This is a genomic window from Microcystis sp. BLCC-F209 (assembly GCF_041928595.1).
GTDB lineage: Bacteria > Cyanobacteriota > Cyanobacteriia > Cyanobacteriales > Microcystaceae > Microcystis.
Genome location: NZ_JBHFLL010000305.1, coordinates 15,352 through 38,834, shown reverse-complemented (window position 1 = coordinate 38,834; position 23,483 = coordinate 15,352). Strand labels below are relative to the sequence as shown.

At 44.8% G+C, this 23,483-nt stretch carries 22 protein-coding genes; 7 read left to right on the top strand and 15 right to left on the bottom strand.

Features of this window, described 5'->3' with window-relative positions:
- Positions 1-173: 173 nt before the first annotated feature.
- Together ACE1AQ_RS20045 and ACE1AQ_RS20040 are read right to left on the bottom strand one after the other, a co-directional pair.
- Positions 174-938, bottom strand: coding sequence for an ABC transporter ATP-binding protein (locus tag ACE1AQ_RS20045; protein WP_008201521.1), 765 nt, complete (start codon positions 936-938; stop codon positions 174-176).
- Positions 939-1,193: 255 nt separating this feature from the next.
- Positions 1,194-2,006, bottom strand: coding sequence for an inositol monophosphatase family protein (locus tag ACE1AQ_RS20040; RefSeq protein ID WP_008201519.1), 813 nt, complete (start codon positions 2,004-2,006; stop codon positions 1,194-1,196).
- A 61-nt stretch (positions 2,007-2,067) separates the two neighbouring features.
- Here ACE1AQ_RS20040 and scpB point away from each other — a divergent pair, with 61 nt between their 5' ends.
- Together scpB and ACE1AQ_RS20030 are read left to right on the top strand one after the other, a co-directional pair.
- On the top strand, positions 2,068-2,586 hold the full coding sequence (gene scpB / locus ACE1AQ_RS20035) for an SMC-Scp complex subunit ScpB (RefSeq protein ID WP_002737651.1): 519 nt from the start codon (positions 2,068-2,070) through the stop codon (positions 2,584-2,586).
- Positions 2,587-2,719: 133 nt separating this feature from the next.
- Positions 2,720-3,070, top strand: a complete 351-nt coding sequence (locus ACE1AQ_RS20030) for a DUF760 domain-containing protein (protein WP_008201515.1) — start codon at positions 2,720-2,722, stop codon at positions 3,068-3,070.
- Positions 3,071-3,372: 302 nt separating this feature from the next.
- Here the strand turns inward: ACE1AQ_RS20030 and ACE1AQ_RS20025 are convergent, their stop codons facing one another.
- From ACE1AQ_RS20025 to ACE1AQ_RS20000, 6 genes are all read right to left on the bottom strand, one after another.
- On the bottom strand, positions 3,373-4,236 hold the full coding sequence (locus ACE1AQ_RS20025; RefSeq protein WP_106908133.1) for an NAD(P)-dependent oxidoreductase: 864 nt from the start codon (positions 4,234-4,236) through the stop codon (positions 3,373-3,375).
- Positions 4,237-4,261: 25 nt separating this feature from the next.
- Complete coding sequence (locus ACE1AQ_RS20020; protein ID WP_008201510.1) at positions 4,262-4,921, bottom strand: class I SAM-dependent methyltransferase; 660 nt, start codon at positions 4,919-4,921, stop codon at positions 4,262-4,264.
- A gap of 13 nt (positions 4,922-4,934) precedes the next feature.
- Positions 4,935-5,792: a DUF6671 family protein gene (locus ACE1AQ_RS20015; RefSeq protein ID WP_110543879.1), complete on the bottom strand. Its 858-nt coding sequence runs from the start codon at positions 5,790-5,792 to the stop codon at positions 4,935-4,937.
- A 119-nt stretch (positions 5,793-5,911) separates the two neighbouring features.
- Complete coding sequence (locus ACE1AQ_RS20010; RefSeq protein WP_008201506.1) at positions 5,912-6,769, bottom strand: S1 RNA-binding domain-containing protein; 858 nt, start codon at positions 6,767-6,769, stop codon at positions 5,912-5,914.
- 96 nt (positions 6,770-6,865) lie between these two features.
- Positions 6,866-7,600, bottom strand: coding sequence for a dienelactone hydrolase family protein (locus ACE1AQ_RS20005; RefSeq protein ID WP_008201504.1), 735 nt, complete (start codon positions 7,598-7,600; stop codon positions 6,866-6,868).
- 113 nt (positions 7,601-7,713) lie between these two features.
- The gene (locus tag ACE1AQ_RS20000) at positions 7,714-8,529 is read right to left on the bottom strand and encodes a Cof-type HAD-IIB family hydrolase (protein WP_110543883.1); all 816 of its coding nucleotides are present in this window, start codon (positions 8,527-8,529) and stop codon (positions 7,714-7,716) included.
- Positions 8,530-9,023: 494 nt separating this feature from the next.
- Here ACE1AQ_RS20000 and ACE1AQ_RS19995 point away from each other — a divergent pair, with 494 nt between their 5' ends.
- Both ACE1AQ_RS19995 and ACE1AQ_RS19990 read left to right on the top strand, forming a co-directional pair.
- Positions 9,024-9,503 (top strand): hypothetical protein, encoded by a 480-nt coding sequence (locus ACE1AQ_RS19995; RefSeq protein ID WP_002782775.1) that lies wholly within the window; start codon positions 9,024-9,026, stop codon positions 9,501-9,503.
- Positions 9,504-9,721: 218 nt separating this feature from the next.
- Positions 9,722-11,374 (top strand): acetolactate synthase large subunit, encoded by a 1,653-nt coding sequence (locus ACE1AQ_RS19990; protein WP_008201498.1) that lies wholly within the window; start codon positions 9,722-9,724, stop codon positions 11,372-11,374.
- Between the two features lie 100 nt (positions 11,375-11,474).
- Here the strand turns inward: ACE1AQ_RS19990 and ACE1AQ_RS19985 are convergent, their stop codons facing one another.
- Complete coding sequence (locus tag ACE1AQ_RS19985; RefSeq protein ID WP_110543886.1) at positions 11,475-12,722, bottom strand: DUF4912 domain-containing protein; 1,248 nt, start codon at positions 12,720-12,722, stop codon at positions 11,475-11,477.
- Positions 12,723-13,144: 422 nt separating this feature from the next.
- Between ACE1AQ_RS19985 and ACE1AQ_RS19980 the strand changes: the two genes are divergently transcribed.
- Positions 13,145-14,482, top strand: coding sequence for a histidine phosphatase family protein (locus ACE1AQ_RS19980; protein ID WP_008201494.1), 1,338 nt, complete (start codon positions 13,145-13,147; stop codon positions 14,480-14,482).
- A 142-nt stretch (positions 14,483-14,624) separates the two neighbouring features.
- Here ACE1AQ_RS19980 and crtD read toward each other — a convergent pair whose 3' ends face one another.
- From crtD to ACE1AQ_RS19955, 5 genes are all read right to left on the bottom strand, one after another.
- On the bottom strand, positions 14,625-16,133 hold the full coding sequence (gene crtD / locus ACE1AQ_RS19975; RefSeq protein WP_106908138.1) for a C-3',4' desaturase CrtD: 1,509 nt from the start codon (positions 16,131-16,133) through the stop codon (positions 14,625-14,627).
- Positions 16,134-16,346: 213 nt separating this feature from the next.
- Positions 16,347-17,273, bottom strand: a complete 927-nt coding sequence (gene thrB, locus ACE1AQ_RS19970) for a homoserine kinase (RefSeq protein ID WP_110543888.1) — start codon at positions 17,271-17,273, stop codon at positions 16,347-16,349.
- 2 nt (positions 17,274-17,275) lie between these two features.
- The gene (locus tag ACE1AQ_RS19965) at positions 17,276-17,986 is read right to left on the bottom strand and encodes a superoxide dismutase (RefSeq protein ID WP_110543891.1); all 711 of its coding nucleotides are present in this window, start codon (positions 17,984-17,986) and stop codon (positions 17,276-17,278) included.
- Between the two features lie 229 nt (positions 17,987-18,215).
- Positions 18,216-18,920: a PEP-CTERM sorting domain-containing protein gene (locus ACE1AQ_RS19960; protein ID WP_253257683.1), complete on the bottom strand. Its 705-nt coding sequence runs from the start codon at positions 18,918-18,920 to the stop codon at positions 18,216-18,218.
- Positions 18,921-19,206: 286 nt separating this feature from the next.
- The gene (locus tag ACE1AQ_RS19955; RefSeq protein WP_110543893.1) at positions 19,207-19,884 is read right to left on the bottom strand and encodes a TIGR04283 family arsenosugar biosynthesis glycosyltransferase; all 678 of its coding nucleotides are present in this window, start codon (positions 19,882-19,884) and stop codon (positions 19,207-19,209) included.
- Between the two features lie 231 nt (positions 19,885-20,115).
- Between ACE1AQ_RS19955 and ACE1AQ_RS19950 the strand changes: the two genes are divergently transcribed.
- A complete protein-coding gene (locus ACE1AQ_RS19950; protein WP_008201483.1) occupies positions 20,116-20,532 on the top strand; it encodes a CoA-binding protein in 417 nt (138 codons plus the stop codon).
- A 47-nt stretch (positions 20,533-20,579) separates the two neighbouring features.
- Here the strand turns inward: ACE1AQ_RS19950 and ACE1AQ_RS19945 are convergent, their stop codons facing one another.
- Complete coding sequence (locus ACE1AQ_RS19945; protein ID WP_110543895.1) at positions 20,580-22,436, bottom strand: iron uptake porin; 1,857 nt, start codon at positions 22,434-22,436, stop codon at positions 20,580-20,582.
- Between the two features lie 388 nt (positions 22,437-22,824).
- On the opposite strand from ACE1AQ_RS19945, the gene ACE1AQ_RS19940 reads away from it, so the two are divergent.
- A complete protein-coding gene (locus tag ACE1AQ_RS19940) occupies positions 22,825-23,211 on the top strand; it encodes a hypothetical protein (RefSeq protein WP_008201472.1) in 387 nt (128 codons plus the stop codon).
- Positions 23,212-23,483 lie beyond the last annotated feature (272 nt).

Here is a 23,483-nt window from a genome sequence, read left to right as displayed (position 1 = left end):
CTAGGTTCTGTGTGATAAGTTTAATTGACATAGGATCGATCGATCTTTGTGTCCTTTGTGTCTTTGTGGTTCGTTCCACCCCCTCGCTCTTGAGAAATGTATCTTAGAATACATTTTACCCACCAAAGCTGGGAGAGCCTTTTCTTTTCACTGATAACTGAAAAATCCCTACCCTACCCAATCACCTCGTGTAAATCCGTCGGTGCGAGATTAGGATAAACCACTTCACCATCCTTAAACCAGATAATGCGCTGAGAGTGACGCGCCACATCAGCCTCGTGAGTTACCATGACGATAGTAATGCCACTGTTATTCAATTCCGAGAAAATAGCCATCACCTCTTGGGTAGTTTTCGAGTCTAGCGCCCCCGTCGGTTCATCAGCAAGTAATAATATGGGTTGATTGACAATTGCCCTAGCAATAGCAACGCGCTGCTGTTGTCCCCCCGATAATTGATTGGGTTTATTGTGCAGTCGATTATCTAATTTTACCTTCGTTAAAGCAGCGATCGCTCTTTCCTTTCTTTCCTGGGGAGGAACCCCACCATAAATCATTGGTAACATGACATTTTCCAGCGCACTCATCTGGGGTAAAAGATGGAATTGCTGGAAAACAAAGCCGATTTTACGATTGCGAATCTGAGCTAAATCCCCATCCGGCAGCGTAGAAACGTCGAGATTTTCTAGATAATAAGCTCCCGAGGTGGGACGATCAAGACAGCCGATAATATTCATGGCCGTGGATTTTCCCGAACCCGATGCCCCCATAATAGCGCAATATTCACCTTTTTTTAGGCTTAAATTGACGTTATTAAGGGCTTTAACCATGGTTTCGCCACTGCCGTAGATTTTAGATACATTTTCGAGGCGAATAATTACTGGCTGATAGACTTCGGCTTTATCGTTGCGTTCGCTGAGAGAGGAAGTATCAAAACTCATGAAATAAATTCGTGGGGGCAGGGTGTGGGGTGTAGGGTGTGGGGTGTAGGGTTTTAGCGATTTTTAGGGGGTCAATTACCTAATTTTCAGGCAAAAAGTGCCTAAATTTCCCCCCGATCACTCCCATATCTGGTACTTTTTGATTTACAAAAACTCTCAAAGTCTTAACCCACAAGGGTTTTACCATTATTCAGCAAGCCCTAAATAGAGATAAAACCAATAAATGCAGCTATTCTAACCTGAGCAATTTTCCATTCAAGCAACATCCTTGAGAAAACCGACCAGAGGCAAGAAAACCGGCGCTAAATTCGATCGAGCTACGGCTAAACAGGGATAGGAGCGATCACTATAATTTTCCCCCACCTGCAAGGGAAAAATCTTTTCTCCTAAAGAGATAAATACTCCGCCAGCGGCCTGTAGAATTGCCCAAACCGCCGCAATATCCCAGACTTTTGGGGTTGCTTCCACTCCTCCCAACACCGTGCCATCGGCAACCAAAAGCAGATTATAACTAGCCACTCCTATCATCCGCACTTTGCAGGGAAAGGGATTTTTTAATATATCTGTACTGCGAGCGCAGAGATTGAACAGATGATTTTTGCTGGGAAAATCGTCGCTGGTGTGAATCGGTTGACCGTCGCGGTAGGCCCCTAGCGGACCGGTTAAACCCGTCTCACCGTACCAATAGCCATAATAGGCCTGTTTTAGGCAGGGGAGATAAACAAATCCGAACACGGGAGTCCCCCGGTAGAGAAGTCCTAGGGAAATGCCCCAGATGGGAATACCGCGAGTAAAATTAGTCGTGCCGTCGATCGGATCCACTACCCAACACCATTCTTGATCCGGGAAAATATGGGTAGTTTCCTCGGTTAGGACTCCATGATCCCGGAAAGTGCCAGCAATTAGCGATCGCAATTCGCCATCAGACCAACGGTCGGCAGCCGTCACTAAAGTCCCGTCTGCTTTATTGGTGGCCTGTAATTTGCCAAAATCAGCTAGTAGGCGATCGCTCACCTGGCCGGTAGCCTGATAACAAAAGTCTAAAACCTGACTCCAAAAAGTTTCCATAATTTTCTCGTTCGTCTTCTAGTAGAATATTAAATCATTGTCTAAACTTAGGTAGTCGAGATTGAGCGCGGAAGCCCACCAGGAGATCAGACTAGCTACCCGTCTAGAAGCGATACTTTACCTAAAAGGGCAGCCTGTCCCCTTAACCGAGATGGTGACGTTGACCAACAGCGATCGCTTGACGGTAGAAGATGCCATGATCGAGTTAATGTCCGATTATGCTCACCGGGATAGTGCCTTGGAAGTGGTGGAAACCCCCCTCGGTTATAGTTTACAATTGCGGTCAGCTTATCAGAATTTGATCGAAGACCTGATCCCGGCCGAATTAGGTACAGGAACTCTCCGCACTTTAGCAGCGATTGCGCTCAAAGAACCGATTTTGCAAGCGGATTTAATTAATTTACGGGGCAGTACAGCCTATCAACAGGTTCAGGACTTGGTAGAACGAGGATTTGTGAGAAAACGCAAGCAAAATGAGGGTAGATCGTACTGGTTAGAAGTAACCGATAAATTTCATCAATATTTCGAGGTTGACAATCTTAGGGAACAGGGTATTCTGGAAGCTACCGATCAGGAATAAGGGGAGAGGGTATATTAGGGGTGAATGTTTCCGATCACTGAGCTAAACTTGAAAAAGATGGGGGGACTTCGGGCAATCAAGAAGAGCGATTTGTTAACCTAAATCTAATAACCACTACAGCGTGGGAGTTCTGATGACTTTTAATCCTGATTTTTTTCCCTGGGAAACCGAAGAACAAAATGATAACGGTCTGATGCAGTATCTCCAGCAGCAGCACCCTGAAACCCTTGAGAGAATCGCCCAATCGGTCAGTAGCGAAATTAAAGATATTATCTCGCAAAATGTCAGGGGATTGGTGGGAGTGTTGCCCTCAGAGGATTTTGCAGTACAAATTACCACCGACCGCGAGAATTTGGCGAATCTTCTCGCTTCAGCGATGATGACGGGTTATTTCCTCGGTCAAGTGGAGAAGCGCCATCATTTAGAATCAATTTTGTTAGCTACAGAATCAATTAAATTGGGCAAAAAACCAAAAATAGATTAATCTTCAGCCAAGACAGAGACACTTTCATCGGTGTCTCTATCAGTTTTTAACCCCCTTTGGCAAAACTCACCATCACCAAAATCGAGAGCAGGATACCGGGGACAAGTAAACCCGCTAATAATCCAAATTCAGTCAGCGTCATAGGAGAATATGCCCAAAATTCCATCACTTTTTACTCTAACCCCCTCTTCCGGCCACCTCAACAAAGCTTAAGGAAAATTTAAAGCCTTTTATCGGTTTTTCTTCTATCAGTTGTCCGACTACACAAACCAAAGAGAGTCTTTTTGATGTGGGTAAGCGGTTTATAATTCTTTTTTCAGCGCCTCGTATAAAGCTGAATAATCTTGCTCTGCTAATCCCATTGCTAAAGCTTTTTCCAGAAGACGCTCTACTCCTGTTAGGGGAAAAGTGGTTAAATCTAACTTCTCCGATTCCTCTAAAAAGAGATTAACATCTTTGAGTAAATGTTTAGTGGGAAAGTTAGGGTTAGCATAATTTTTCTCTAACATTCTGGTTAATTTTTTGTCAAAAGTAGGCGCATATAAGGCACTTTGACGCAGGATAGTCATGAACTTTTCTAAATCTACTCCTTGCTGGGATAAAAAAGCTAAACTCAAAGCAAAAGTACTGGTTAGAGAGGCAATTAATTGATTTAAAGCTAATTTTAACGCCGCAGCGGTTCCCACTTCCCCGATTAACATCGGTTCTTGACCAAAATGTGCTAATAAATTTGACCATTGATGGAACTGTTTCTCCGTTGCTCCCACCATAACTAAGAGAGTGCCATTTTTAGCTTCGGGAATACTTCCTAACACGGGTGCTTCTAGATATTCTCCCCCTTTAGCCACAATTTGATCTCGCAGTTGTTTACTTTCAGAAGGAGCAATGGTTCCCATCTGGATAATAGTACGATTATTGAAGTTAGATTGCTCGGAATTTAATCCTAAAACCTCTTGGATAGCGGCGGCATTGGTTAACATTAAAATCAGACAATCTGCCTCTTGAATTACTTGTTCAGGAGAGCTAACTGTTTTGGCTCCTAACTGCTGTAAAGGTGCTAATTTTTCTAAGGTGCGATTATAGGCAATAACAGGAATTTTCTGATTTAATAATCTTTCTACCATTGGCGTTCCCATTAATCCCGTTCCCAAAATTCCAACTTTCATAACTTAATTTTACCTGATTTAGTGATTAATTTTTACTGGTTTTTATAGCTGTCCAATGACGTTCGGAAGACTGATAAATTTTAACATTTTTTAATCCAGATTGCTGGATTAAATCGGCGATTTCTGCTAGGTTAAAAGCGGCATGGAGAGAATCTTTAAATAGTTGCGCTTGTCGCAGAGAAAAATTGGGACCGATTTCCCTCACCATCCCCTGGATTATTTCCTCGGAATCGGGACGGAATAAATCTCTTAAAAAAATGCCACCATTGGGTTTTAAAACTCGCTTAATTTCCCGTAAAAAAGGCAGAGGATTTTCGAGATGATGGATTAAACTATTAGAAATAACTAAATCAAATTGCTCGGATTGGTAGGGAAGATTTTTTCCATCAACTTTCTCCAATTTGATCTGTTCTTGACAGTTAGCATTAAGGATATTTTTTTGACCAATTTCTAACATAGAATCGGCCAGATCAATAGCGATAATTTGCCATTGGGGACGTAGTTGACTGAGCATAATCGGAATGCGTGCGGTACCAGTTCCTACATCTAACACCCTAGCATTAATGCCAGCCAATTGTACGGCTTCTTTAGCAAAATTAGTATTAACTTCCGTGAAGTCCATGGCATCATATTCGATCGCTTCTTCCCGATCATCCATCACTTCTGGTTCTAGAATTCTTTCCATAGAAAAGCTATCTTTAGGGATTACAATATTCACAATACATCGGATCGGCGGTTTTTTCACCGTTGGGAAAGAGTTTTTCCTCTCGATAATCACACCTTTGACAACCGTATAGTTCCAGTTTAATTAAAGAGGTGGGAAAGTGACATAAACCACAGGGTAAACCCGCTTTTCTTTCGATAATATCAAACCCCGGACAACCACAATTAGGACATAATTGATTGAGTTTTTGAACCAGATTTGCTGTTGCAGCTGCAATCGCTTTCATCCGCGTGGGATTGTGCATAGCGCGCATATCGGTTTCTAGGTGTACTTTACCGTTTTTGTCAAGAATATCTTGAACAATTTTAACGAAATTTTTCTGGTCAGTAATTCCCTTAAAAATATGCTCAGAGTCGAGAGAATTTTTATCAAACATCACCACTAAACCATGACTAGGAAACCCTATTTTTTCGGCAAATTCTAAAGCAGCTGCTAGATTAGTGACAGTTTGGTGAGCGTGATTAGTTTCCGTGACTATTGCTTGAGCAATTATTTCTAGATTATGGACTCGATCGAGCAATAAAATCAATTCACGATTACAGGAAACTAGCGGCAAGTTGGGATAGGGATAAAAACTACCCTCACTAGCAATTCCAATATCGTATCCCGAAAGCTCGATCGCTTGTTGTGCCTTCCTGCGAGCGGTTTCAATTTGTGTCCCGATGCGCTTAATGTCCCGGGTAAAAGTGCCAAAGCGATCGGTATCAAAATTATCAGGTACAATCACCTTAAGGCCTATTTCTTGCGCTAAAATCGGTGCAATTACCCGCTCTTTTCCGTGCATAGTCCCTAAAATTGCTATCCGATCTTGAAACATCTTTTCTTGAAACATCTTGATCAAGGAAAAAGTAAAAAACAGCAATCAGCGAAAAGAAAACGGCAATTTCCTACTTAAGACTGTCCACTTAAAACTCACATCTGATAACTGATAACTGATAACTGATAACTGATTTAACTGTCCATTGTTTTTCCCTGAGCTTGTTGTAATCTTTCTGCTGCTGTTTCCATGACTTCTGCAAAGTTTTCGAGAATTTCGCCGGGGTGCGCTTCCAGGATTTTTGTAGATAGGGAAATGCGATTTTTATATTCGTCAATTTCTGCGACTACCACTTGAATTGCCTGACCAACTTTAAAGAAAGTCATAGGAGAATTAAAAGAGGCCCCCGTCACCTGTTTAGCATGGAGTAATCCCGTCACTCCACCGCAATCGACAAAAACACCGTAGGGTTGTAATTTAACCACAGTGCCACTTAATAATTTACCCACAGCTAACTGACTGATAGCGTTAGCGCGAGCAATTTCTCGCTGAGACAAAACTAACTTATTATTTTCTTGATCGATTTGAATAAAAGTTGCGGTTAAAAGTTGTCCGATCAGGGAATCTAAATCATTTTTTTCGATTAAATGGGAGCGAGGGATAAATCCTTTTAATCCCTCCACTTCCCCCGTCACTCCTCCCTTATTCACCCCCGTGACGCGCAGCTGCACCGACTTGCCACTTTCAGAGATTTCCCTGACATTTTCCCAAGCTTTTTGTAGTAATAATTGCCGCAGAGAAAGGGTAACTTGTCCTTCCGCATCCTGTCCACGGGTAATTAGAAAATCGAATTCTGCACCTATGGGTAAAGCTTCGGCAATGGAAGTGACATTTTCCAGGGAAATTTCCCTTAAAGAAATAAAAGCGGAGGATTTGCCGCCAATATCGATATATGCTCCATCGGAGGTGTGTTGATCGACTCTCCCTCGCACGATTTGCCCTTTTTCAAATTGATAATCGTATTGATCAAGAGCTTTGGCAAAATCGTCCATGGAAAAGGCAGGGTTCGGTGTCATGATAAATAGAATGGTTACAAATGTGATTTCGAACTGCTTCCAGTGTAAGCTGAAGCTTGAGGGGTCAGACCATTAAGATTTAAGAAGGCTAAATAACTCTAGCACATGATCCCAGGCAGATTTGGCCGCCTTAGCATTATAACTAGCTCTTTGGTCGCAGAAAAAGCCATGGTCGGTATTTTCATAGCGGAAAACTCGATGAGGAATCTGATAACGGGTTAATGCCTGTTCTATCTCATCCACTTGCTTTTGAGGAATACTGGCATCTAACATCCCGAAAAATGCGTAGATTGTCCCTTTGATTTGGGGAGTCACCTTCACTGTCGCTTGGCCACCCCCAGGGGTTCCCGTGGTGATTCCTGCACCGTAAAAAGAGGCAGTAACTTTGATATCCTCTAGAGTGGAGACAAGATAAACCACATGACCACCAAAACAAAAACCGATCGTGCCGACACCAGTTTTTTGCACCTGTGGCAAACTGTAAAGATAATCGATGGTGGCCTGGATATCGCTGAGTAATTCGGCTGCTTTGGTTTGTTCCTTGTACTGACGACCGATTTCGATATCTGCCATACTGTACCCCGTTTCAAAACCGGGAGCAAATCGCTGATAAATGGCAGGAGCGATCGCTATATAGCCTTCTTGAGCAATTCTGCGGGTGACATGGCGAATATGGTCGTTTACGCCGAATATTTCCTGAATCACGATAATTGCTGGATAAATTCCCACTCGATCGGGAATGGCTAAATAGGCATCTATGTCAATATCTTTGTTAGAAATCGTAACAGTTTGCGTATTAATGGTCATAATTTTCTCGGTAAAAAGGCTGTTGGTTTTTTGGTTTCGGGGTTTTAGGGTGTTGGGGTTTTAGTTGAAATTTCCCATTCCCCCATTTCCCCACTTCCCCATTCCCCCATTCCTCAAATCAAAACAAACTTTTCCAAGGCCGCGGCTACCCCATTTAAGTCTACACTGGGGGCAACCCAATCGGCTTGATCCTTAACAGCTTGGGGAGCATTACCCATGGCGACACCGACACCCGCATAGGTGAGCATAGAAACATCATTAAAATTATCACCGATCGCCATGACGTTTTGCGGTTGTAATCCTAGGATATCTTCGGCCAAAAATTGGGTAGCGCTTCCCTTGGTAGCCTCAACGTGGGTAACTTCAAAAAAAGTCGGACTCGATTGGGTAAAGTATAAATCTTGATTTTGATAGCGTTGCTGTAAATGCTGCCAAATCTCGGCGATAAATTGCTTATCTTCCCCCATGGCCAGGATTTTAGTGGTTTTGTGGGCAACTTTGCGTAAATCTCCCACTGCTTCGGCAACAATACCCGATCGCTGGCGATAGAATTCCGTTTCCGCGTTTAATTGCCGCACATAAAGCACATCGTCCATATAAAAATTAAGGGAGATTTTCTCCTTCCATTGGGGTTGTTCGAGATAATCTAAAAGATCGATCGCCAAGTCAGGGGAAATGGGGGTATGTCGATGGTGAACTTGGGAAACAGGATCTTGAATCCAAGCGCCATTGTAAGCAATTAAAGGTAAAGTCGATTTAAGGCGTTGATGAAAACGTAAAGCCGAGCGGTACATCCTGCCAGTGCCAATAGCGACGGGAATCCCCTTTTTTTGGACGGCCGAGACAGCTTGCACCACAGCCGGATTAACCTGATTGTTATCACCGGCGATCGTTCCATCCACATCGACAACGATTAAGCGAATATCCACAGTCTTGTCCCATTCAACGGTAACAGTTAACAGTTTGCCATAAGAATTAAGTAGGGTTGGCTGAATAAATCTAAAAACCTTCTTGGATAATATCTTTAGGCTTTTTTTCCCTCAAAAAGTGCCGACCATTGGAGTGATTGGGGGGAAAATTCAGGGACTTTTTCCCTAAAAATTAGGTAATTGACCCCCTGAAAATGGGTAAAACCCCACCCACCCCTGCCCCCGATGTCGGGGGCAGGGGGGCCACACCTTGCCACCACCGAAAAACTTTTTCAGCAGACCCTAAGTAGTCGTGACCAATAAATTTAGTAGTTCATATTTACTAATTAGCTGGAAAAAGTATCGGGGGGGGAGAAAAAAGTTGATTGCGGACTGCCGACGGCTGATCATAGCTTACGTCCGGATCTTAAAATTATCAAAAGCGCACAGTCCAGGGAAGCCATTTATTTTTTACAATAGAAAATTCCCTAGATTATTTTTGCGGGAGGCAATCGGTGATTCTCAATTTTTCCTTAAGGATTGTAGCGGCCAAAGGCAGACTATTCTGTAAGTTTTCACTCTACAAAACCTATCGGGTGGTCAGTAGCGCCCCCGTCGATGTCCTCTGGCAAAAATTAATCAATGTGGCCGATGTCTCTTGGCATCCTTTGATTGCCAAGGCTGATGTTCCCTTGGGTTTAATCGCTAAACCAGGGTTAATCTATCAAGCTGTCACCCGTCTGACTCCCATTCCTATCCGGGTTTTCGTGGAAAATGTCCGCCCCGGGGAACTCCTCAGCCTCAGAGTTCTCGCTATCCCCGGTATGGAACAAAAAATGACCTACCAAGTAGAATCAACCCTCTGTGGTAGTTATATTTCCTATTCTGTCACCCTGCGCGGTTGGCTGTCCCCCTTTATCTGGTGGTTAAGTCGTCCCTATTTAGCCAAAGTCGCCGCCCAACTGGCCCACGCTGCCGAAGAATTAACGGCCTAAAAAAAAATCCCCCCATTGTGCTAATAAATAATCTGCCAAGGGTCAAGATCTAAGTCACAATGATATATGGATAGACTTAAACAAAATTTTATTCAGCTACATTGGTACATATAGTCTACTGATATCATCCCGACGAGTTGAGCGCAACAACCTCAATCCGCCGGGATGAACTATCTCTGGAGACTTCACTGATGAAGTAAGTTCTACAGGAGGGAATTATGGGGGAATTAAACACAGCCGAACTTCTAGTTAAATGTCTAGAGAATGAAGGGGTCGAGTATATTTTTGGGCTACCCGGGGAAGAAAACCTCGATGTTTTGGAAGCCCTGAAAAACTCCTCGATCAAATTTATCACCACCCGTCACGAACAGGGGGCCGCTTTTATGGCCGATGTCTATGGACGCTTGACGGGAAAAGCGGGGGTTTGTCTCTCCACCTTAGGACCGGGGGCGACTAACCTGATGACAGGGGTAGCCGATGCTAACCTCGATGGGGCGCCCTTGGTGGCCATCACCGGCCAGGTGGGAACCGATCGGATGCACATTGAATCCCATCAATACCTGGATCTGGTGGCCATGTTCGCCCCGGTGACGAAATGGAATAAACAGATCGTCCGGCCGGGTATCACCCCGGAAGTGGTACGGAGAGCCTTTAAAACCGCCCAAAGTGAGAAACCCGGGGCAGTTCATATCGATCTTCCCGAAAATATCGCCGCTATGGCTGCTGATGGTCATCCCTTGCCTCTCGATAGTCAGGAAAAAGTTTACGCTTCCTACCGGACTTTGAATATGGCGGCGGCAGTGATTTCTAAAGCGAAAAATCCCTTGATTTTGGCGGGAAATGGGGCAATTCGCGCTAATGCTAGTGAGGCTTTAACGGAATTCGCCACGGCCTTGAATATCCCTGTGGCTAACACTTTTATGGGTAAGGGGGTGATTCCCTATACCCATCCTCTGGCTCTTTGGGCGGTAGGATTACAGCAACGGGATTTGATTAGTTGTGCCTTTGATCGCAGTGATTTAATTATTGCTGTTGGTTACGATTTAATCGAGTATTCCCCGAAAAAATGGAATCCAGACGGGAAATTACCGATTATTCACATCGGCATGACTCCGGCGGAAATTGACAGCAGTTATGCCCCGGTGGTGGAAGTGGTGGGTGATATCACCGATTCTCTCATCGATATCCTCAAACGGGCTGATCGCCAGAATAAACCAACTCCTGTCACCGCAGCATTAAAGACGGAAATTCGGGCCGATTACGAAACCTATGCCAATGATACGGGTTTTCCGATCAAGCCACAAAAATTGATCTACGATCTGCGTCAGGTAATGGGACCGGAAGATATCGCTATTTGTGACGTGGGCGCTCATAAAATGTGGATGGCGCGCCATTATCACTCCGATTGTCCTAATACTTGTATTATTTCTAACGGTTTCGCCGCTATGGGTATTGCTATCCCTGGTGCAATCGCCGCTAAGTTAGTTCATCCCGATAAGCGCGTTGTGGCGGTGACGGGAGACGGCGGTTTTATGATGAATTGTCAGGAATTGGAGACAGCTTTGCGGGTGGGAACTCCCTTCGTCACTCTCATCTTTAATGATGGCGGTTACGGTTTAATCGAATGGAAGCAGTTCAACCATTTTGGCACCTCTTCTTTTATTAAGTTTGGTAATCCCGATTTTGTTAAATTTGCCGAAAGTATGGGATTAAAAGGCTATCGGGTGGAATCTACTCAGGATTTGATCCCGATACTAGAGGAGGCTTTCCGGCAAGATGTCCCTGCGGTGATCGATGTTCCCGTCGATTACGGTGAAAATCTGCGTCTTTCCCAAAAATCGGGCGATTTAAGCTGTCAGATTTGGGAATAGAAGTTGATAGCGGCAAGCAACCTCCAAAAAAAATCCCCTAACTAAATCTCAGTTAGGGGGAAGTAATTAGGTTGGCTTTAGTAACGTTAGAAAACGCAATCTAGAACAACCATTCTAGAACCGCCTCATCTTTAGTGTTGGTATTGCGAGAGGGGGTTTCCCTGGTGAATTTCATGTGGATAGAACGATTTTGTTCACCATCGGCGGCTACGGCCATAATCGGATAATCGATTAAACCGTCTTGGAAGGACATCTGATAGCGGAAAGTGCCATCGGGATTGAGTTTGATCGGACGACCACCGATAGTTACAGTGGCATCCGGTTCGGTGGCACCATAGACGATTAATTCTGCATCGGCAACTAACCAGAATTTGCGCGGACGTTGTAGGGTTTCCGAAGCACCCATACCGATACCAGAAGCAGTCATCCCGATACCGGAAGCGGTTAGTCCCGATACCGTGGGAACTGCCCACATACCAACCCCAGAGGGGAATACATAAGAACTGATCACTTCCGACATCGGTACGGAACCAGCGACGTGCTGCATGGAACCAAACAAGGAACCGGCCACCCGTAGGGCCTCGATATCGCCGACACTCTCGAAAATTTGGTCGTAGATGGGGCTAGTTCCCGTGGTTCCGGCGCTGCTGCCGTAGCGTTTGCTGGGGGGAACGAGTTCGTAAACAGTTTTACCCACCAGTTCTTCTTCCCAGTTAACGGTGACAAAAATATCTTCAATCCAGTCGGAAGGATAGACGGGAGGAATCCGCACTAAAGGAGAACGGGCCAAAACTAACCAACGACCATCAGCACAACGATAACCGATATCGATAACATAATCTCGATCGCTGACTGGAATCGGTAAATACCATTCCCGGGCCAATTCATCACAGAGATATTCTTGGACACTGTGGGCGCCTTGGCTATTGAGATCGATATCGGTGACATCATAAAGACGCAGGGCTAATTGTTGTCCCCCTTGACGACGCAAATCTTCTTTCGATTCGTTGGGGATATCCCAGTAAGCATAGGCCCACTGAGGATCGCGCGGTAGGAGGGTAATGCGATTTTCACCGTAGCCACCGGGCAGATCTCCTAAACCATCATCCACTGAACCTAGGATATCTTCGATCGGGTGAGCTTGACCTAATTCAAATTTTGCTGCTTCCACTGGTTTTTCCTCTTTAATAATAGATTTAAAATTGCCGCTTACTCCCATAGCTTGGGTAATTGCCTCGATTAACTGCGTTTTCCGCATCCGACTGTAACGAGAGATGCTGTATTGACTGGCAACTCGTCGTAGTTGCCGCAAGGTCATCTCATCTAAGGGTGGGTATTCTGGAACCATGAGTTGACACTCTCCGATTAGTTACGACGGCAAATGTTTTTGAGCATTTGCAAAAGCAGTGATCTGGGTAATCCTTCAACTACTCATCGATTGCTTTGTGAACGAGAGATCCACTCGATGGGGATCAAGGGAATCGCTTGTTATAAATACCTATTAAACAGCAAGATTCCGATTTTGACCAAGTACATTGTCAGGATTTGTTGACAAAACCGCCAAACCCTTGATCCCAAAGAGATTGTTATGTCAGGAAGTTTTGATATGCTCTGCTGCCTTGAAACTGTAGGCGAAATTTTAGTACAAATGCTCGCCGATATCCACTGATTACTGATCACTGATTACTGATCACTGATCACTGATTTGTACTCCGATCCCGATCGCCTGTAATCTGATATTGAGACTTTTAGTTAAGGAGACTGAACCGCTTGGCTACCCGTGTGATTATTGTTCGTCATGGACAAAGCAGTTATAACGCACAGCAGAAAATACAAGGTCGCAGTGATGGCTCGGTTTTGACGGAAAAAGGGCATCTGGACGCGGAAAAAGTGGGAAATGCCCTCAGTCAAATCGATATCGCCGCTTTTTACTGTAGTCCTCTCCAAAGAGCCAAATCTACTGCTGAGGTGATTCAGTCTCGTTTAAATAACTCTCCCGTCATTCAACCCACTTCGCAGTTACTAGAAATCGATCTGCCTATCTGGGAAAATATGGTCAAAGAGGAGGTAAAAGCTCAATACCCGCAAGAATATCGGGATTGGCACCAAAAACCTCACGAATTTAAGATGATACTGCCCGATGGTCAAGAACATTATCCCGTTCTCTCCCTCTATCAACAAGCCCAAGATTTTTGGCGAGAAATTATTCCCCAACACGAGGGACAAACTATCCTCATTGTTGCCCATAACGGCATTAATCGCTGTTTAATCCTCAGTGCCATCGGTATTCCGGTTTCCTTATACCATTCCCTCCAACAATCTAACTGTTGCGTTAATGTTCTCAATTTTACGGGTAATTTTGGTGATCCTGTTCAGGTGGAATCCCTCAATCAAACGGCACACTTAGGGATAGCTTTACCCCCACCGCGTCCTCCTTTCCAAGGTTCTAGGCTGCTACTGGTGCGTCACGGAGAAACCCAATGGAATCGGGATAAACGTTTTCAAGGTGTGCGCGATATTCCTCTCAATGATAATGGCAAAGCTCAAGCTGAGAAAGCCGCCGAATTTCTGCGAGAAACGGCGATCGATCACGCTGTCACCAGTCCTTTATCCCGTCCCAAGGAAACTGCCCAAATTATCCTGCAATATCACCCCAATGTCACCTTAGATACCCAAGTAGATCTGACAGAAATCTGTCACGGACTTTGGGAAGGTAAATTAGAGGAGGAAATTGAAGCGAGTTTCCCCGGGATGTTAGAAGACTGGAAAAATGCCCCAGAAACCGTGCAAATGCCGGAAGGGGAGAATTTACAGGAAGTTTGGGATCGAGCGATCGCTTGTTGGCAGCAAATCGTTAAAACCTATAGTAATAGCGATAGTCCTAAGACAATTATGGTAGTAGCTCACGATGCCATTAATAAGGTGATTCTTTGTTATTTATTGGGTTTAAAACCCGCCAATTTCTGGAATATTAAACAGGGAAATGGCGCGGTTAGTGTGATCGATTATCCCAAAGGATTTGACTCTCAACCGGTCCTGCAAGCAATTAATATTACCTCTCATCTAGGATCGGGAATACTCGATCGCACGGCAGCCGGCGCTTTATAACAGTTATCAGTTATCAGTTATCAGTTATCAGTGGGTAAGTTAACAGTTATCAGTATTCAGTATTCAGTATTCAGTATTCAGAAGATTGCTTTTATTTATTCTTCCCAATTCATAATTCATAATTCATAATTCATAATTACGGCTAACTAGAAGCTAATAATTGATTCTCAATCTGTCTAACTACCGTTAGTGCCGAATAGCTGACTCCGGCAGTGCCTTCTCCCGGATGGGTGGAATCTCCCACTAACCAAAGATGGGGGATCGGAGTGCGCGTCGCTACGCCAAAAGGGCCAAAAGTGGACAGTCTTTGACCAATACCGCCGACAATGCCCTGATTTCGCCCCGTAAACCGTTCAAAAGTGCGAGGTGTAGCTGATTCGATATGAACGATGTGATCAGGATTAAGATGGAAATAATTACCGAGACGCTCGATCGCCTCTTGGGTGTATGCTGCTTTTAATTGCTGATAATTATCTTCTCCTTTTCGCCACCAAAGACTGGTATCGGTGAAGGAAGAAGCAATAATCGTCGCTTTTCCCTCTGGGGCGCGGCCATCCCCTTCTTTACTCACGGAAACAAACAAAGAGTTATTTTCGCCGATTATGCCATCGTAATCGTAGAGGAATTGCAAATGGGGGGGACAATCGGGGGGAATAGCAGCGCGATCGACTCCTAAGTAAACCACAAAAGCAGCGGACGCGGGGGGAAGTTTTTCGATTCTCCGGTGATAAAGACTGGGAATGGCTTCGCGATCGATTAATTGTGGTAAATTTTGGATCGGGATATTAGCCACAATCTCATCGGCCATTTCTGGATATATTTGACCATTTTTTTGATTTCTGACGATAATTCCCGTGGCTTTTCCCTTTTCTGTCAGTATTTTTTCTACTGTGTGGCGCATTTGCAATTTACCGCCGTATTTTTCCAAAGCTGCTACTAGGCGATCGCTTAATACCTGCATACTACCCTGAAGGTGGGATAAGCCTTGGGGAGACTGAGAAACTGCCAAAGCGGTGGCGGCATAAAGTAAAGCGGTTTCATCGGCAGTAACTTGGGAATAAAGCTTTAACTGAAGATCAAGGAAGGTTTTTAGGCGTTTATCCCTCTCTAAGCCGTATAATCGCAGAGCATCTCCCACAGTCATCAAAGTAAAGGGGAAGGTAATGGCAGTATCTAAACGCAAAGCGGCGATTAATTGCCCTAAATCCCACCAGTTGCGCGGGGGTAAAACTGGATCGCGACTTTGAAAACGCCAACTTGCTTGAAAGAGTTTTTGTAATAATTGCCAAAAAGGTTCGCTGCCCGGAAATTGTTTTTGTCTTTCCTCTTGCCACTTGTGCCGATCGCGCCAGACATTTATCGGAGTGGTTTCCCCCGGCAGAAAAACGGCACAGGCAGGATCGCAGGGGACAGAATCGGGTAAATCTATCCCTAATTCGGCAAAAATGCGCTGATGAATGCCCCCTACTTCTAATCCTGCCACTTGAGTTGCCCCCACGTCAAATGTAAAACCCCGACGGGAAAAAGTCGAGGCACAACCTCCGGGGACAACCGCCTGATCATATACTGTGACTTGATAACCTCGACGCGCCAATAATGCCGCCGCCGTTAGTCCGCCAATCCCTGCACCAATAACGGTAATTTGCGTCATTTTCTTAATAATTAGGGTTTGCTGAAAAAGTTTGTTGGTGGCGTTAGGAGTTAGGAGTCAGGAGTCAGGAGATAGGAGTCAGGAGTCAGGAGTCAGGAGTCAGGAGGCAGGAGGCAGCTTTTTTCTCCCCACTTCCCCACTTCCCCACCTCCCCAATTCATAATTCATAATTCATAATTCCCACACCCCACTTCATAATTCATAATTCATAATTTATAATTCATAACAGTTTACCCGCGCCCCTAGGGTATCTAAAGCCAAAATTTTGGTGCTGGAGTTAATCCCCACTTCCTCCCAAGCATTGGTCATCTCTGTGGCTGTTTTTTGGGCATTGTCGGGGTTAGTTAAAGCCAATAGGCTCGGACCTGCGCCACTAATTACCATCCCGTAAGCACCCCCATTAATGGCGGCTTTTTTCACCTTTTCGTAACCCGGGATCAAAGATTGGCGATAGGGTTGATGCAGTTTATCCTCTAGGGCAATTCTCAGCCAATCGCCGTTACCCGTCTCCAATCCCCGCAATAATAAACCCAAGCGGGAAATATTGAAAATAGCCTCCTGACGGCTAATTTTTTCTGGTAAAACCGCCCTAGCTTTTTCCGTAGCCAGTTCAAAATCGGGAATCGCCAAGACGGGAATGAGATTTTTTTGCCAAAATACTTGACAAATAGCCCAATTTGTGCTATCACCTGCCGATAGCTGACAGTTGCCCCGCAAAGCTGGCACCACATTATCTGGATGGCCCTCCAATGCGATCGCTAATGCTTCGATTTCCCCCATAGATAAAGGATTTCCGGCGCATTGATTGGCGGCCAATAACCCACCGATAATAGCAGTGGCAGAACTACCTAAACCTCTAGCCAGAGGAACCCCTAAACCGATCTCGATGGCGATAGGGGGCGGATTCTGTCCTATTTTTTGATAAACTTGCAAAAAAGAAGTATAGATTAAATTATCAGCCCCTTGGCTAACTTTAGCTGATTCATTTCCCTTGACACTAATGCTGACAGGGTTAGCTGTCGTTGCCGGCAGCAGGGTAAAAGTAAACTGATTATATAGGGTTAAGGCCGCTCCGAGACAATCGAAGCCGGGCCCAATATTAGCAGTGGTAGCGGGAACTGTTACCGTAAAAGTTGTCATCGTTAAGCTTTTGCCTGAAGATAGCGGCGATTTACCTCCTCCCAGTTAACCACATTCCACCACTGTTTTAAATACTCAGCCCGTTGATTACGATATTTTAAGTAATAGGCGTGTTCCCAGACATCATTGCCCATAATTGGCTGTAATCCCTTCATTAGCGGGCTATCTTGGTTAGCAGTGCTGGTAATTTCTAGTTTTCCTGACTTATTTAAAACCAACCATGTCCAACCACTACCAAAAAGTTTAGTACCAGCTTGGTTGAAAGCGTTTTTAAATTCCTCGAAACTGCCAAATTTAGCGATTATTGCCGCTCCTATTTCTCCTGTTGGTTCGCCACCGCCATCGGGGGACATAATCTGCCAAAACATCGTATGATTAAGATCGCCGCCGCCATTATTGCGGATAGTGATGCGAAGATCGGCGGGTAAAGAGTCAAGATTTTTAATTAATTCTACTACTGTTTTTTTCTGCAATTCTGGATATTTTGCCACTGCCGTGTTGAGATTATTAACGTAGGCTGCATGGTGTTTATCGTGATGAAATTGCATCGTTTCCTTATCGATATAAGGTTCTAGGGCATCATAGCTATAGGGTAGGGCGATAAGACTATAGGGACCGGTAGCGGCAAAAGCGGCACGGTTAAAACCGGCAAGAGTGGCTGTGCCAAGGGTGGCACCTAAAAGATAAAGAAATTGACGGCGATCAAGAGACATATTCTCAGAGCAGATGTTCCGATGATCAATTATCCTATCGATCGGTGCCTTGGCAAAGAAAAGTTTTAATTTTTACCTGTCCGCTATAAGATGTCAAATTTTTTGAGTAATTGCCAGGGAATTTAAAAAAATTTGTTTACCTAAAATTAAGAGTTAAATTTGGAAGGTTTCTAGAGCGCGTTTTTCCTCAAGTGGGGATGGAAAAAATCCCATCCCCACACTTGTCAATTTATCGTTTTTGTTTGACTTGAGAACCGATGCCCAAAAGTCCTAATCCTAATAATCCTAAAATTGCCGAAGGTTCGGGAACCCGTTCGCCGGTCAGACCAAAGGCAAAATCCGTTCCAAGTTGACTGGGGGTCCCCAAAAAGTCTTGATAACCAACACCATCGCCCTCACTGCTGGTGTACCATCCCCACTGGGGCGGAAAACCAAGACTAGGAACAATCGCCAGCCAATAGGTTGCACCCGCTTGGGCGAGGAAAGTATTGGTCAAGTTCGCACTATAACTATAGGTGGGAAAGCCATTGTTGTCTGTGCCGATCAAAGTTTCCCCCGCATTCCCCGTTATCGTTTCGGAGAAAAGCAAAGAACCGGGTTGACCAGCGTTATTACCGAAAATAGAGATGGCAAAGGAGGAGATGGGTGCTGCTGTTGAGGGATTAAAATAAGCCCCCACCCAGTTGATGCCATCAACTAAATTGTCACTGGAGAAACCAAAGTTGTCGTAAACAGTGGCAAAGTTACCGAAACCATTAGTATCATTCTGGGACGCGACGGCGTTGCCAGCAGGGAAGTTAGCAGCTTGGCTAAAGATAACACTAGCTTGGGCGGCTTGGGAGGGAGCTAGGATGGCTAGAGTTGCCCCCGCTACCAATAAGCAATGCTTACCCCCCCCCGCACTTTTGATTATTTTTGTTAATGTTTGCGCCATGGAAACCTCTTCTTTGGTATGGTTTCCCCGATTATATGATTGTATTTTTCAAAAGACTGGTACTGCCTGCTCCCAATAAGTAATGCTTACCCCCCCCCGCATTCTTGATTATTTTTGTTAATGTTTGCGACATGGAAACCTCTTCTTTGGTAGGGTTTCTTCGATTGTATAATTGTGTTTGGCTCTCTTGGATATTGGCTGAAAAATGTTCACAATGTCACATTATGGGCGCAAGCGTTGCGCCCCCACATTACACAATGACCTCAAATACTTTTTCAGCAAGCCTTTATTCCCATAAACGATAAAAACTTTTCAACAAGCGCGGCGGAATTTTTAGATAATAACCAATAATAACTAATTGATTAACTAAAGTAGTTTTGCCAACTCCTAATTTTTGCCAACGTCTTGCCGAGGTAATCACCGGAGCAGCAACTATGGCTATTTTACCCCTTTTTTTCAATCTTTGTATTAATTCAAAATCTTCCATAATTGGCAACTCAGGAAAACCGCCCAAATCGGCAAAGATTGAGGCTTTTAAAAATATTCCTTGATCTCCGTAGGGAAGGGAAAGCCAGCGAGAACGCCAATTAACTAATTTTTCCACTAAACGCAGGGTTTTTTCTTCTCCATCAATTTTTAATTTAAAGGCCCCCGCTACTATCCCAGATTGGGATAAAGTATTGATAATTTGTTCTTGAAATTCATGGGGAAGTAAAGTATCTCCGTGCAGAAATAACAAAATATCTCCTTTCGCTATTTTGGCTCCTAAATTCATCTGAAATGCACGACCTTTACTAGGAGAAATAATTACCTTTGCTCCCAATTGTTCGGCTATTTCTCTGGTTTTATCTGTACTTCCCCCATCGACAACAATAATTTCTACTCCTTCACCTATCTGTTTTAACGTTGCTGCAATTCTTAACTCCTCATTAAGAGTCGGAATGATAATACTAAGATAATTCATGAGGTTTTGTACTAACTCAAGTCAGAGGATTTAGGGGCAACCATCGGGTAAATTTTCCTACAGATACCGAGGGATTGATTGGGATTTGTAATAACTGTTTTTCTGGTAAAAAAGTTATACATCGCTGCCAGTTATTCAGAGTGGCTAAAGCTGGAGTCAAAAGTCGATGCCAAATTAGGTTACACTTCATTTTTATGGGAAACGAAACTCTGTTCTAAGATAGGTGGGACAATGCCAAATATTAAAGGAGACGATGGTGCGCTCAAAACCATCTTCAGCAATAGTAAAATTATCGCAGTGGTCGGGCATTCTGAGAAATCGAGCCGCGCCAGCTATCAGGTAGCCAAATTCCTGCAAGCGGTGGGTTATCGAGTCTATCCGGTCAATCCGATGGTCAAGCAAATTGATGGTCAAAGTTGCTATCCTTCTCTAGAGGCTATCCCCGAACCCGTGGATATTGTTAACGTTTTTCGTCATCCTGATTATCTACCCGAAATTGTCGAGTCAGCTATTGCTATTCAGGCTGCTACTCTTTGGACACAATTGAAAATTTATCACCCAGTTGCGGAAAAAAAAGCGATCGAGGCAGGTTTAAATGTGATTATGGATGCTTGTATCCAGATAGAATACCAGCGTTTATTTCCCTAAAACAAAACCCCACCGATGGTGGGGTTTCGGGTTTAATTTAGGAAATCCTAGAAGGTAAAGGTGCCGCGAAGGGTCCCAATCCACTCGTTACCAGTGCCTTTGAACTGTTCAGGTGCAGAAATCCAGATGACACCGGGGGTGATAGAAATATTGTCGGTGACTTGGTACTTGTAGAACAATTCAACGTGGTAGGGAACGATGTTAGATACTTTTAGCCCCATGTCTCGGAAGCTTAAGTGACCGATGTAGGGCTGCGCACCAGCAAATAGACCTAAGATATTTCCTTCTTTACCCAAGTCGGGGAAGGCAATACCAGCACCGTAGGTCCACACTTCCGCATCACCGAGACCGAGTAAGCGCACGGTGGAGTAGGAACCGAAGGCACTCAAGCTGGCGAAACCAATATCCACTGCACCGGTTAAACCGTAGCTATTGGATACTTTGGCTCCGAAGTTGAAGAAACCGACTTCATCCTGTAGGGTTACGTCTCCAGGATCGTTGCCGTTGACGTTGAGCAGGGTATTTAACTGAGTTTGGGAAAGGTTAGCGGCGGAAGTTCCCGTCACACCACGAGAACCACCGTTACCGAAGATGGCGGTATCGGCACCTTGGTAAGCGTTAACGTAGGTGAAGCCGACGTTGAGGAAGTTAAAGAGGTTAGCGTTAATCTGTGCTAAAGCGGCGTAATCTCCGTTAAAGAGACCATTACCCGGGTTAGGATTGGCCGCAGAGCTAGAGCCACCACCAGCTAAGTAACCCAAAGATAGAGAAGTCGGGCCGACAATGCTTTGGAGGAAGCCTAACTGTAGGCTAACACCAGCCCCAGAACCACCACCGATACGGTAGATGGGGTTTTCGGAAGCGAAGGTAGATAGCGCACCATTACCACCGTCGAAGTCTTCAAAGAAGGGGTTAGTGGTGGGAACGAAGTCATTCCAAATACCGCCCCAAGCGGCGACGTAGGTATTGAAGCGACCAAAATAACCTAAGTCAATGGGAGTATAGTAGGCCAACCAGTCGAGAACCACATCGCTACCGTTACCCGCAGCAGTCCAAGTTTGATAAAGGGAGGGGCTTTGCAGATTATCGAATCTGACGGAAGCGGGATCACCATTTTGTAGTGTGGTGGTCGATTTGTAATCAAATCCAAAGGGAGTGGCACTACCCGCCGCTAAACGAGTTTTCAACACGTCCTGACCGGTGAAGCTCGTGTTTAAAACTAAACGAGCGCGGTACTGCATGGCGGCCTGGGAGGCGGGGCTACCGGCACCGACCGTATCGGTGACAGCGAAAATAACTTCCCCAGCTAATTTGGTGGTGGTGGAGAATTGGTTATTTTCGAGGAAAGACACCCGGCTTTCTAAGTTATCAACTCTAGCTCCCAAGGCCGCTAATTCGGCCTGGAACTCATCCATCAAGCGCTTGAGGGCATCTAAGTCTTCTTTGAGGACGTTGACACCATCTTGAATTAAACGTTCCATCACGTTTAAGCAAGCGTTTAAACCAGCCGCAAATTCCCAACGGGTTAAAGCTCGGTCGCCGCGGAAGGTGCGATCGGGATAACCGACAATACAACCATAGCGCTCCACAAGGCTTCTTAGGGCTTCATAGGCCCAAGCGGTGGGGGAAACATCCCGCAGTTGGTTAACGCTGGTGACTTGATCGATGCTGTTGCCCTGTACGGGTGCAACCTGACCTTCATTACCGTACTGTTCGATCTGATTGAGTAGTTCGCCAGTTCCTGCACCGTTGTCCTGAACTTGAGCGATTTCTAGATTGTTAAATTCGGTAGAAACACTGGTAGATTTGACGGGATCGAAGCTACTAGCATTAGCTGAAGCTACCAGAGTAGCTCCCAAAATCGCTGGGCTAACCAGCAATGATTTCCAGAACATTCTTAACATGATGGTTTTTTCCTCACACCTTATAGGTTGACTACACAGTTTGATGACGTATATAGCCCTGCTATTCTTTTGCCATTATACACGATTTAATTGCTTAGGGAAAGATGTGATCTCATTTTTTTACCCTTGACCGGTTGACAAAGTGGCCACCCTGTCGCTCCTGACGGCACTTAAACAAAAACTACAGTAGGTTAGAATCCTTACAGGGAGAAAACTTAAGCTCCAATAACAGGCTCATCTAGAGGGGTCGGACAAGGTTCTGTGATTTTGATAACGGCGACCAGACCGGGTTGTTGTCAGGTTAATTGATGATTTCTGTAGTGGCACTCCTATAAGAAGTGATGCCTAATGGGCAAAACTTAACGCAGACAAAAACAGGTACAAGACCATGAAAAAAAGAAAGATAGCCAATACACTGCGTAAAGCTTTACTAGAAGATGGCAAGATGGAACGCGCTCTCTATGAATACGAATTAGAAGAACACCTAGACTACTGGTACGAAGGTCTCAAGTCCGACCGTGATCAGTTTGTCTTTGCCGTCACGGAAAACTCAGGTGACGTGGCAATGGTATTGATTACGCCAGATAAAACTATCTACGTTAATGAGGAGGCGCGAGATAAACTCTCCGAATTCTGGATAAAAGCTTATAAGAATAATATGAATCGATTAATTCCCATGATGGCGGACAATTTGGCCAACGATATTATCTCGGTGACAGGCGTTAAAATGGTGTCCCCCAACCAGAAGCGGCGCTGGGTTAGTTTGCGCCCGTAGAGTTAAAGTGAAGAGATGACGGGAAACCCTGAAAAACTATCCGCCCTTACCAATTGCTCGGTAAGGGCGGTGTAGCGGGTCATCAGAATCGACACCAGACTGCCGGAAGGAACTCCAGCTAGTCTAAATCTTGTTTAGACGTGGGGGTCTAGAGAACAGCCCCGGCGCACAGCCGGCTATTGTCGATTAGGAGACCCATGCTTTTACTACTTTCTACCATCGACATCACCTCCTGTATCCCTGAACGGATTAATTATTGAATTTATCTGCAA

Coding starts and splice junctions, on each gene's coding strand:
- ACE1AQ_RS20010 (WP_008201506.1), bottom strand. CDS start 6,769: ATGGACGATTTTGCCAAAGCTCTTGATCAATACGATTATCAATTTGAA.
- ACE1AQ_RS19940 (WP_008201472.1), top strand. CDS start 22,825: ATGAAAAAAAGAAAGATAGCCAATACACTGCGTAAAGCTTTACTAGAA.
- ACE1AQ_RS20040 (WP_008201519.1), bottom strand. CDS start 2,006: ATGGAAACTTTTTGGAGTCAGGTTTTAGACTTTTGTTATCAGGCTACC.
- ACE1AQ_RS20005 (WP_008201504.1), bottom strand. CDS start 7,600: ATGACCATTAATACGCAAACTGTTACGATTTCTAACAAAGATATTGAC.
- ACE1AQ_RS19960 (WP_253257683.1), bottom strand. CDS start 18,920: ATGGCGCAAACATTAACAAAAATAATCAAAAGTGCGGGGGGGGGTAAG.
- ACE1AQ_RS19955 (WP_110543893.1), bottom strand. CDS start 19,884: ATGAATTATCTTAGTATTATCATTCCGACTCTTAATGAGGAGTTAAGA.
- ACE1AQ_RS19990 (WP_008201498.1), top strand. CDS start 9,722: ATGGGGGAATTAAACACAGCCGAACTTCTAGTTAAATGTCTAGAGAAT.
- crtD (WP_106908138.1), bottom strand. CDS start 16,133: ATGACGCAAATTACCGTTATTGGTGCAGGGATTGGCGGACTAACGGCG.
- ACE1AQ_RS19985 (WP_110543886.1), bottom strand. CDS start 12,722: ATGGTTCCAGAATACCCACCCTTAGATGAGATGACCTTGCGGCAACTA.
- ACE1AQ_RS20020 (WP_008201510.1), bottom strand. CDS start 4,921: ATGGAAAGAATTCTAGAACCAGAAGTGATGGATGATCGGGAAGAAGCG.
- ACE1AQ_RS20025 (WP_106908133.1), bottom strand. CDS start 4,236: ATGAAAGTTGGAATTTTGGGAACGGGATTAATGGGAACGCCAATGGTA.
- ACE1AQ_RS19950 (WP_008201483.1), top strand. CDS start 20,116: ATGCCAAATATTAAAGGAGACGATGGTGCGCTCAAAACCATCTTCAGC.
- ACE1AQ_RS20045 (WP_008201521.1), bottom strand. CDS start 938: ATGAGTTTTGATACTTCCTCTCTCAGCGAACGCAACGATAAAGCCGAA.
- thrB (WP_110543888.1), bottom strand. CDS start 17,273: ATGACAACTTTTACGGTAACAGTTCCCGCTACCACTGCTAATATTGGG.
- ACE1AQ_RS20015 (WP_110543879.1), bottom strand. CDS start 5,792: ATGTTTCAAGAAAAGATGTTTCAAGATCGGATAGCAATTTTAGGGACT.
- ACE1AQ_RS20030 (WP_008201515.1), top strand. CDS start 2,720: ATGACTTTTAATCCTGATTTTTTTCCCTGGGAAACCGAAGAACAAAAT.
- ACE1AQ_RS19965 (WP_110543891.1), bottom strand. CDS start 17,986: ATGTCTCTTGATCGCCGTCAATTTCTTTATCTTTTAGGTGCCACCCTT.
- ACE1AQ_RS19945 (WP_110543895.1), bottom strand. CDS start 22,436: ATGTTAAGAATGTTCTGGAAATCATTGCTGGTTAGCCCAGCGATTTTG.